At 72.0% G+C, this 8,475-nt stretch carries 8 protein-coding genes; 4 read left to right on the top strand and 4 right to left on the bottom strand.

The window, feature by feature from the left end; translation table 11 throughout:
- Nucleotides 1-39: 39 nt before the first annotated feature.
- Together ACFWGZ_RS36870 and ACFWGZ_RS36865 are read right to left on the bottom strand one after the other, a co-directional pair.
- Nucleotides 40-1,464 (bottom strand): ABC transporter substrate-binding protein, encoded by a 1,425-nt coding sequence (locus ACFWGZ_RS36870; RefSeq protein ID WP_382456224.1) that lies wholly within the window; start codon nucleotides 1,462-1,464, stop codon nucleotides 40-42.
- A gap of 162 nt (nucleotides 1,465-1,626) precedes the next feature.
- Nucleotides 1,627-2,310: a FadR/GntR family transcriptional regulator gene (locus ACFWGZ_RS36865; RefSeq protein ID WP_382456223.1), complete on the bottom strand. Its 684-nt coding sequence runs from the start codon at nucleotides 2,308-2,310 to the stop codon at nucleotides 1,627-1,629.
- A gap of 132 nt (nucleotides 2,311-2,442) precedes the next feature.
- On the opposite strand from ACFWGZ_RS36865, the gene ACFWGZ_RS36860 reads away from it, so the two are divergent.
- From ACFWGZ_RS36860 to ACFWGZ_RS36845, 4 genes are all read left to right on the top strand, one after another.
- Nucleotides 2,443-3,600 carry a mandelate racemase/muconate lactonizing enzyme family protein gene (locus tag ACFWGZ_RS36860; protein WP_382456222.1) on the top strand — a complete coding sequence of 386 codons (1,158 nt, stop codon included), beginning with the start codon at nucleotides 2,443-2,445 and terminating at the stop codon, nucleotides 3,598-3,600.
- Nucleotides 3,601-3,721: 121 nt separating this feature from the next.
- Complete coding sequence (locus ACFWGZ_RS36855; protein ID WP_382456221.1) at nucleotides 3,722-5,170, top strand: M14 family zinc carboxypeptidase; 1,449 nt, start codon at nucleotides 3,722-3,724, stop codon at nucleotides 5,168-5,170.
- Between the two features lie 62 nt (nucleotides 5,171-5,232).
- Nucleotides 5,233-5,922, top strand: coding sequence for a response regulator (locus ACFWGZ_RS36850; protein ID WP_382456220.1), 690 nt, complete (start codon nucleotides 5,233-5,235; stop codon nucleotides 5,920-5,922).
- Nucleotides 5,923-5,930: 8 nt separating this feature from the next.
- Nucleotides 5,931-7,094 carry a sensor histidine kinase gene (locus ACFWGZ_RS36845; protein WP_382456219.1) on the top strand — a complete coding sequence of 388 codons (1,164 nt, stop codon included), beginning with the start codon at nucleotides 5,931-5,933 and terminating at the stop codon, nucleotides 7,092-7,094.
- Here the strand turns inward: ACFWGZ_RS36845 and ACFWGZ_RS36840 are convergent.
- Both ACFWGZ_RS36840 and ACFWGZ_RS36835 read right to left on the bottom strand, forming a co-directional pair.
- Nucleotides 7,085-7,669, bottom strand: coding sequence for a TetR/AcrR family transcriptional regulator (locus ACFWGZ_RS36840; protein WP_382456218.1), 585 nt, complete (start codon nucleotides 7,667-7,669; stop codon nucleotides 7,085-7,087). The genes ACFWGZ_RS36845 and ACFWGZ_RS36840 overlap by 10 nt on opposite strands.
- 9 nt (nucleotides 7,670-7,678) lie before the next feature.
- A complete protein-coding gene (locus ACFWGZ_RS36835) occupies nucleotides 7,679-8,413 on the bottom strand; it encodes an alpha/beta fold hydrolase (RefSeq protein ID WP_382456217.1) in 735 nt (244 codons plus the stop codon).
- Nucleotides 8,414-8,475 lie beyond the last annotated feature (62 nt).

The following is an 8,475-nucleotide window of genomic DNA, read 5'->3' as shown; positions in this document are numbered from 1 at the left end:
GCGCCGGACTGGCCGGCGCCGGGCGCGTGCGCAGCGTGGTCACTGCTTGTAGCCCTGCTGCTCGAAGACCTGGACGATCCTCGTGTGGGTCGCGGCGACGGCGTCTGCGGGCTTGGTGCCCTGGATGACCGACTGCATCATGTCGGTCAGCAGGTAGGCCGCGGTGGCCGCCTGCTCGCCGGGACTGGGGGCCTGCGGGAACGCGAAGCCGGTCTTGGTGGTCACCGGCAGCTTGGTGCGGGTCTGCTCCCGCAGCGCCGGGAAGGCCGGGTCACCGCTCGTGTAGTACGGGTCGGAGTCCCACACCTTGTCCCACGACGGGTTCACCAGGCACGGCGCTCCCTTCGCGACACCGAGCAGCGCGCTGCCGCTCACCATGAACTTCGCGACCACCTTGGCGAGGTCGGGGTTCTTCGCGCCCTTGAACACGACGAACGAGTTGGACTCGCCGAACGCGAGCGGCTTGTCGAGCGCCGGCCCGGTGGCCCCGTTGAACGGGTGCGTGTTGCCGTACACCGGGTTGTTCTTCGTCTTCGAGTCGGCGTAGACGCTGAACTGGTTGAGCGTGAGGCCGAGGATCTGGGCGAGCCAGTTCTCGTTGTTGCTCGAGTCGGTCCAGCTGCCGATGCCGGGTGGCAGCATCGGCGCGTACTTCGGGTTCGTGTAGATGTCGCCCATGAACGCGACGGCCTCGACCGTCTCCGGCGAGTTGAACACGACCTTCGTGCCGGTGTTGTCCGCCATCGCGCCGCCGTAGCAGTTGATGACGTTGGCGATGAAGCCGTTGGCGTCGCCGGAGCGGTTCACCGTGATGCCCCAGCCGAAGCGCTTCTTCGCCGGGTCGGAGACCTCGAGCGCGTTGTCCCGCAGCTCCTCCCACGTGTAGTAGGGCTTGAGCGGCAGGCCCTTCTCCTGGTACCAGTCCTTGCGCAGGTACATCGCCGAGGCGATGAAGTGGTACGGGATCGCGAACCAGCGGCCGCCGAAGACGCAGTAGTTGTTCGCCTCGGTGGCGGGATCGCCGTAGAGCTTGCGCATCTCCTCGACCACGTCGGTGACGTCGGTGAGGGCGCCGAGGTTGTGCAGCTGGCCCACGAACCGCCGGTCGCTCACGAACGCGAAGTCGCGGCTGGTGCCCGCCTTCACCTCGGCGTCCATCTTGGCGACCATGTCGCCGGCGTCGCCGGAGACGAGGTCGTTGCGGACGGTGGTGCCGGTCGCCTGCGCGAACACCTGCAGCGACCGGTCGAGCGCCTTGTTGGCGGCTTCGGAGTAGAGCTTCTGCGAGAGCATCCCCACCGAGCCGCCGCGCAGCGAGGAGGCCTGGTCGAGCAGCGCCTGGGGCACCTGGACGTCGACCTGCGGTGCCGCGGGTGTCCCGCCTCCGCAGCCGGCGAGACCGAGCACGCCCAATGCGCTCAGGCTGAGGAAGCCGCGCCGTGATAAGTCCGCTTTTTCTTCCATGACAACAACAACTCCTCTCGCGTCCGGACGAGCGGACGCGTACCGACGGGGCGACGTTGCAACCGGCGGGACAGCGGGGCGGGGGCCTCGCTGCCGGGTCGTTCATTGCGGCGAAGGACGCCGAACTGCTGAAGCGTTGTCTGGCGGTGTGTCCGTGCGGCGCTACCGCCGGCGGGCACTGTTGGTCTGCTTCTCCTTCTCCGCGAGGAGGTTGGAGTTGTTGGCGAGGTGCTTGCGCATCGCCGCGCGGGCACGGTCGGGATCGCGCGCGACGAGCGCCTCGTAGATCTCGGTGTGGTCGGCGGTGGCCTTGCGCAGCGCGGCCGGCGCCTCGTTGGTGATGCGCCGGCTGGCCGTGCCGAGCCAGCGGGCCGAGTACATGATCCGGTCGAGCAGGCGGTTGTCCGCCGCCCGGCAGATCTCCATGTGGAACTCGTGGTCGACCTCGAGGTAGGCGTTGGGATCCGCCTCGAGCGCCGCCATGCGGCCGATCTCGTCCCGCAGCCGGTCCAGCGCCTCGTCGGTGGCACTGGCCGCGGCCATGGCGGCGAGCTCGGGTTCGAGCAGCACGCGCATCTGGTGCAGTTCCTGCAGCAGCTCGCCGACGGTCTCCGACGGCAGCCACTCGATGAGCAACGGACTCAGGTAGTCCCATTCCGCGGGGGGACGCACGACGACGCGCCGGCCCTGCGCGACGTCCACGATGTCGAGCGACGCGAGGATCTTGAGCGTCTCCCGCGCCACGACGCGGGAGACCCCGAACTCCTGGGAGATGTCGAGCTCCGACGGGGCCCGGCCGTCCTCCACCTCGCCGCTGACGATGCGCCGGGTCAGGTGTGCCGCCACCTGGACCGGAAGAGTGCGGACCTTGACAGGATCCGGCGACTCTTGTCCCCTTTGCATGTCATCAGCTTATAGGACAAGTTGGGAAAAGCGACAGTCCGTCTCATATGCACGACCCCAGCGCCGGGAGAGCAAATGCGGATTGTGAACGTCACGACGGCAGTGGTCGCCTACCACGGCGAGGCCACGCTCGTCAGGATCGACACCGACGAGGGCATCAGCGGGTTCGGCGAGGCCAACCCCGACGCGGGCGCGGGCGCCGTCGTCGGGATGATCAACTCACTCACCCCCCTCCTGATCGGCGAGGACCCGCGCAACGTCGAGCGGTGCTGGGAGAAACTGCGCCGCAACAAGGTCTTCGCGGGCCCGCAGGGCGGGGTGTTCGTCATCGCCCTGTCCGGGATCGAGCTCGCGCTGTGGGACCTCGCGGGCAAGGCGGCGGGCCAGCCGGTGTACCGGATGCTCGGCGGCAAGTTCCGCGACCGGATCCGCCTCTACGCCGACTGCGGCGACGGCGACGACCCGGCCGGCTCGATCTCCGGGTGCGTCGACCGGGCCCAGCGGATGGTCGCCGAGGGCTTCACCGCGCTGAAGTTCGACATCGACGACCTGAGCCACCCCGGCAAGTTCGACGCCTTCAACCACACGGTCAACGCCTCCGAGCTGCGGTCGATGGTCGACCGCGTGGCGGCCGTGCGGGATGCCATCGGGCCGGACGTCGACCTGGCGATCGACCTGCACGCCCGCTACGACGTGCCGAGCGCGTGCCGGATCTCGTGGGCGCTCGAGCAGTTCGACCTGATGTGGCTCGAGGAACCGCTGCCGGCGGAGAACGTCGACGCGCTCGTGCGGGTGCGCGCGCAGACCCGCACCCCGATCTGCGCGGGCGAGAACCTGTACCTGCGCTGGGGTTTCCGCGATCTGCTGGAACGCGGCGCCGTGGACGTGATCGAGCCGGACGTGCCGAAGTGCGGTGGTCTCGCGGAGGCCAAGAAGATCGCGAACCTGGCGGAGCTGCACTACATCCCGTTCGCGCCGCACCTCGTGTCGACACCGCTGGGCACGATGGCCACGTCGCACCAGTGCGCGGCGATCCCGAACTTCTTCGTCCAGGAGTGGCACGCCTTGGACGAACGCGCCGTGTGGGACAGCTACGTCCACGCGCCCGACGGGAGCGGTTCGATCGTGAAGGACGGCTACATCACGATCCCCGACACCCCGGGCATCGGTGTCGAGCTCGACATGGACGGCGTCCGGGCACATGCCGTCGAGGGGTACGGGGTGTTCGAGTAGCGCGCCGCGCGACCGGGCGGATCCCCCGCGGGAGGGACGGCTCGCACCCCACCGCGGGTGAGCCGCCCTCCCGTTTCCCGGCCCTACGGTCGAGTCCTTCCCGATCCACGAAGGACGGACCATGACGAACGTTCCGCACGCGGTGTCCAGGCGGACCCTGTTCCGCGGCGCCCTCCTGGGCACCCTCGCCCTCACGCCCCTGCTCGCCGGGTGCGACGCCGACCCGGTGGAAGGCCCGCCGGAGGCGGCGCGCCGGGGACTGCTGGCCGGTCTCGGGGAGATCGACGCGTTCCCGACCGTCGACGAGGTGCGGGAGTTCGGCGCCCGGATGGCGCGGGAGCACGCGGACCGGGCCGTCCTGTCCGAGATCGGGCGGTCCCGCGCCGGGGACCCGGTGCAGCTGCTCGCGGTGCGCGCCGGGAAGCCGCGCGGCCGCGTGCTGGTCGTCGGCCAGCCGCACCCGAACGAGCCGATCGGCATGGCGACCGTCGTCGCGCTGGCCGGGCGGCTGCTCGCCGACCCGGCCGCCCTCGACGCCACCGGGGCGGACTGGTTCTTCGTGCTGTGCGCGGATCCGGACGCGACCCGGCTGAACGAGGGCTGGTTCCGCGGGCCGCGCACGCGCGAGCACTACGCGCGCCACTTCTTCCGGCCCGGCGGGGACCAGCAGGTGGAGTGGACGTTCCCGTTCAGCGCGGACGGTTTCGCGGTGGACGCCCCGATGCCGGAGACCAAGGCGCTGATGAACGCCATCGACCAGGTGAAGCCGACGGTGCTGGCTTCCTTGCACAACAGCGAAACCGGCGGCGCCTACTACTACGTGAACGCGGGAGCGGAACCGCTGTACCCCGTCCTCACCGGACTGTGCGACGACCGCGGAATCCCGTTGCACCGCGGCGAACCGGAGATCCCGGTCGCGGCGGAGCTGAGCCCCGCCGTCTACACCCTGCCGACCGCACGGATGATCCACGACCACGTCAAGGCGTCCGGCGGTGATCCCGCGCGGTTCGTGACCGGCGGCAACACCGCGGACTACGCGGGCCGGCACGGTGCCGTGCTCGGGCTCGCGATCGAGCTGCCGTACTGGCGCGACAGGCGCGCCGGGGACACCGGGCCCGCCGGGGTCAGCCGCCGCGCCGCCGCGCTGAAGGGCCTCGACCTCAGAACCGATGCGGCACAACGCCTCCAGGCCTTGCGTGCGAGCGCCGAACCGCTGGTGGCGGGACCGTTCCGCGACGCACTCGACGCGTTCCTCACCCCGATGTCACCGGACGAGCTCCAGGCCGAGCGCGAGCAGATCGAGGCGGGCCCCGAGTACCAGCGGCCGGCGACGGTGGCGGAGGAGTTCAGCGCCGTCGCCGACGCGCACTCGCTGCGGCTGCGGCTCGGCGGCATGCTGCTGCGGGCGATGCCGCCCGCGGCACCGGGGCGCGCCGAGGCCGACGAGCTGCTGACGCGGTGGTGCGCCGAGGCCGACCGGCACAGCCCGGCGGACCCGGTCCCGATCCGCGACCTGGTCGCCGTGCAGGGCGGGGCCGTTCTCGCGGCGGTCGCGCACTCGCTGCGGTGAGCCGCGGCGGATGCTTCCGGCGGGTGAGCGCCGCGGAGCCGTTCCCCTCTACCGTTCACCCCGTGCACCCGCCCGTCCGCCCGCCCGTCCGCATCCTGGTCTGCGAGGACCAGGAGCTCGTGCGGGCGGGGTACGTGACCATCCTGTCGTCCCAGCCGGACTTCGAGGTCGTCGGCGAGGCCGAGAACGGCCTGGAGGCGGTGGAGCTGGCCGGCCGGCTCGGCCCCGACGTCGTCATCATGGACATCCGGATGCCGCTGCTCGACGGCATCGAGGCGACCCGGCGCATCGCGGGCCCCGAGTCGTCCAGCGCGCTGAAGGTCCTCGTGGTGACGACGTTCAACCTCGACCAGTACGTCTTCGAGGCGTTCCGGGCCGGTGCCGGCGGGTTCCTCCTCAAGGACGCCCCGCCGCCCGACCTGATCGCCGCCGTGCGCACGATCGCCGCGGGCAACGCACTGCTCGCCCCCGAGGTGACCCGGCGGCTGATCGGCCGGTTCGGCGAACGGCTCCGCGGCGGCGACGCCGGCCGCCGGCGGGAGGCGGCGCTCGCCGGGCTCACCGACCGCGAGCGCGAGGTGCTGACGCTGATCGCGCAGGGGCTGTCGAACGCGGAGATCGCCGCCGCGCTGTTCATCGGCGTCGAGACGGTGAAGACGTACGTGTCCCGGATCCTCGGGAAACTGCACCTGCGCGACCGGGTCCAGGCCGTCGTGCTCGCCTACCGCATCGGCCTCGTGGTGCCGGACTAGGACGTCGAATGCTCCCAGCAGGTCTCCGCTCGCCGTCTCCCGCCGTCCGCGACACCGCGCTGGCGGTGGTCGTCGCCGCGCTGTCGTTCGTCCCCGGCGTGGCCGACAAGGGCACCGCGCTCGGGTGGCCGGCGCCGCAGCGCCCGTCCGACGTGCTCGCGGTCGTCCTCGTGCTGGCGCAGGCACTCCCGCTCGCGGTGCGCAGCCGCACGCCCGGGCTGGCCCTCGCGCTCACCTCGGCGTCGTTCCTGCTGTACCAGGCACTCGGGTACGGGCCGACGTTCGCGTCGATCGGCCTGTACGTCGCCCTCTACAGCGCCGGGATGCTGCAGAGCAGGCACCGGGTGGCGGCGGTCGTCCTGTGGTGCGCCGGGTACGCCGGGGCGGTCTGGTGGATGGTCCGCACCGGTTCTCCCTTCCCCGCGGGGGACTTCCTGCTGTTCGCGGCTCTGCCCGCGGGCTGCTGGCTCCTCGGCACGGTGGCGCGCGGGCGCCTGCGCGAGCAGTCCCGCCGCAACCGCGAACGGGCCGACGACGAGCTGCGGGAGGAACGCGAACGCATCGCCCGGGAGCTGCACGACGTGGTCACCCACCACGTGACCGCGATGGTGATGCAGGCCGACGCCGCCCAGTACGTCGACCCCGCCGACCGGCCCCGGATCACCGCGGGACTGGTCGCGATCGGCTCGACCGGCCGCAAGGCGCTCGCCGACCTGCGGGAGCTGCTGAACGTCCTCACTCCCCCGCACGACGCGCGGCTCGCGGCGAAGGCGCCCGCGCTCAGCCCGCTCGCGGTCCTCGTCGAGCAGACCAGGGCGGCCGGGCAGCCGGTCGAGCTCGTCGAGGACGACCGCGGCCACGTCGAGGTGTCGGACCTGGTCCGGCTGACCGCGTACCGGGTCGTCCAGGAAGGGCTGACCAACGCCCTCAAGCACGCGCCGGGCTGCCCCACCACCGTGCGGGTCACCGGCGGGGACGTGCTCGTCGCGGAGGTGACGACCTGGCCGGACGGGCCCGGCGTTCCCGGTCCCGCGCCGGTGCCTTCCGGCCGCGGCCTCGCGGGCCTGCGCCGCCGGGTGTCCCTCGCGGGCGGTGAGCTCACCGCGTACCGCCGCGCGGACGGCGCGTTCGTCCTGAGCGCCGAGTTGCCCCGCCGGGCCGATCACGCCTGAGGCGGGCGCAACCCGTTGACCAGCAACCGGACCAGGTGCCGCACGTCGTACCGGACCCCCTCGGCCACCCGCGCGCCGGCGCAGATGCTGCCCACGGCGCGCATCAGCTCGTAGGCGTCCTGTCCCTCGACGATCTCCCCGGCCTCGGCGGCTTCGCGCAGCAGACGGGCGCACACGGGCACGAGGTGTTCGAGGAAGTGGTCGTGCAGCGGGTCGTAGCAGGACTCGCCGGACTGCAGCACGGTCGCCAGACCCTGTTTCGTGACCACGAAGTCGACGAACCGGTCGAGCCACCTCGTGAGCGCCTCGTGCGGCCCCGGCTCGCTCGCGAGCAGTGCGGGCCCCGCCACCGACAGCGCCTGCACCTGCGACCGGTAGACGGCCACGATCAGGTCGGCCCGCGTCGGGTAGTGGCGGTAGATGGTCGCCGTGCCCACGCCCGCGCGGGCGGCGATCTCCCGGATCGGCGCCTCGACGCCGGAGGTCACGAACACCGCGGCGGCGGCGTCGAGCACGGTCCCGGCGTTGCGCCGCGCGTCCGCCCGCCGCGGCACCACGCCGGGAGAGTCGCTCATCGCGCCATCCTAGCGACCGGCCCCCACCGGGACCGGTGCGTGCAGGTCTCCCACGTCGAGCAGCAGCGCCGCCAGCTCGTCCGGCACGGTGATCATGCAGTCGTGCCCGGACACCAGCTCCCGCACGTCCGACGGCTCCCCGTTCGGCTGCAGCGCGGGCACGGGACGGGGTTCGACGCCCTCGGGCTTCGGCACGCAGTGGACGTGCGTGCGCAAGATCGCGGCGAGCGCGGGGTGGTCCATCGCGACGGGCTCGGTCAGGCAGCGCACCGCCTGGTCGGACAGCATCGTGCGCAGCCACGCGACGTCGGCGGGATCGGTGACGCCGAACAGCCCGAAGGGCTCTGCGGGCGGCGGCACCCGCCAGCCTTCGCCGAGCATGCCACGGGCGGCCGGCAGCGCGTCGAGAGCGCTCTCGCCGTGTTCGGGGACCATGGCGTCGAGGTAGACGAGACGCGCGATCCGGTCCGGGACCTCGTTCGCCACCGCGGAGATCACCATGCCCGCGTAGCTGTGCCCGACCAGGACGACGTCGCGCAGGTCCTCCTCCACCAGCAGCCGCACCACGTCCGCGGTGTGCGTGCGCAACCCGGTGCCGGGCTCCAGCAGGTGCCTGCTCTCGCCGTAGCCGGTGAGCGTCGGCGCGAACACCGGCCGCCCGCTCGCCCCCAGCCGCGGCACGACCTTCGCCCAGCACTGACCGCTGTGCCACGCACCGTGCACCAGCACGTACGTCACCGGCATGCTCTCTCCCCGAAACAAGTGGGACACTGTCCCGGTTAAGATATGGGACAGTGTCCCGGTTG

Source organism: Lentzea sp. NPDC060358 (genome assembly GCF_042725365.1).
Classification (GTDB): domain Bacteria; phylum Actinomycetota; class Actinomycetes; order Mycobacteriales; family Pseudonocardiaceae; genus Lentzea.
Note: the sequence above shows the minus strand (reverse complement) of the source record. Positions and strands in the feature narration are given on the sequence as shown.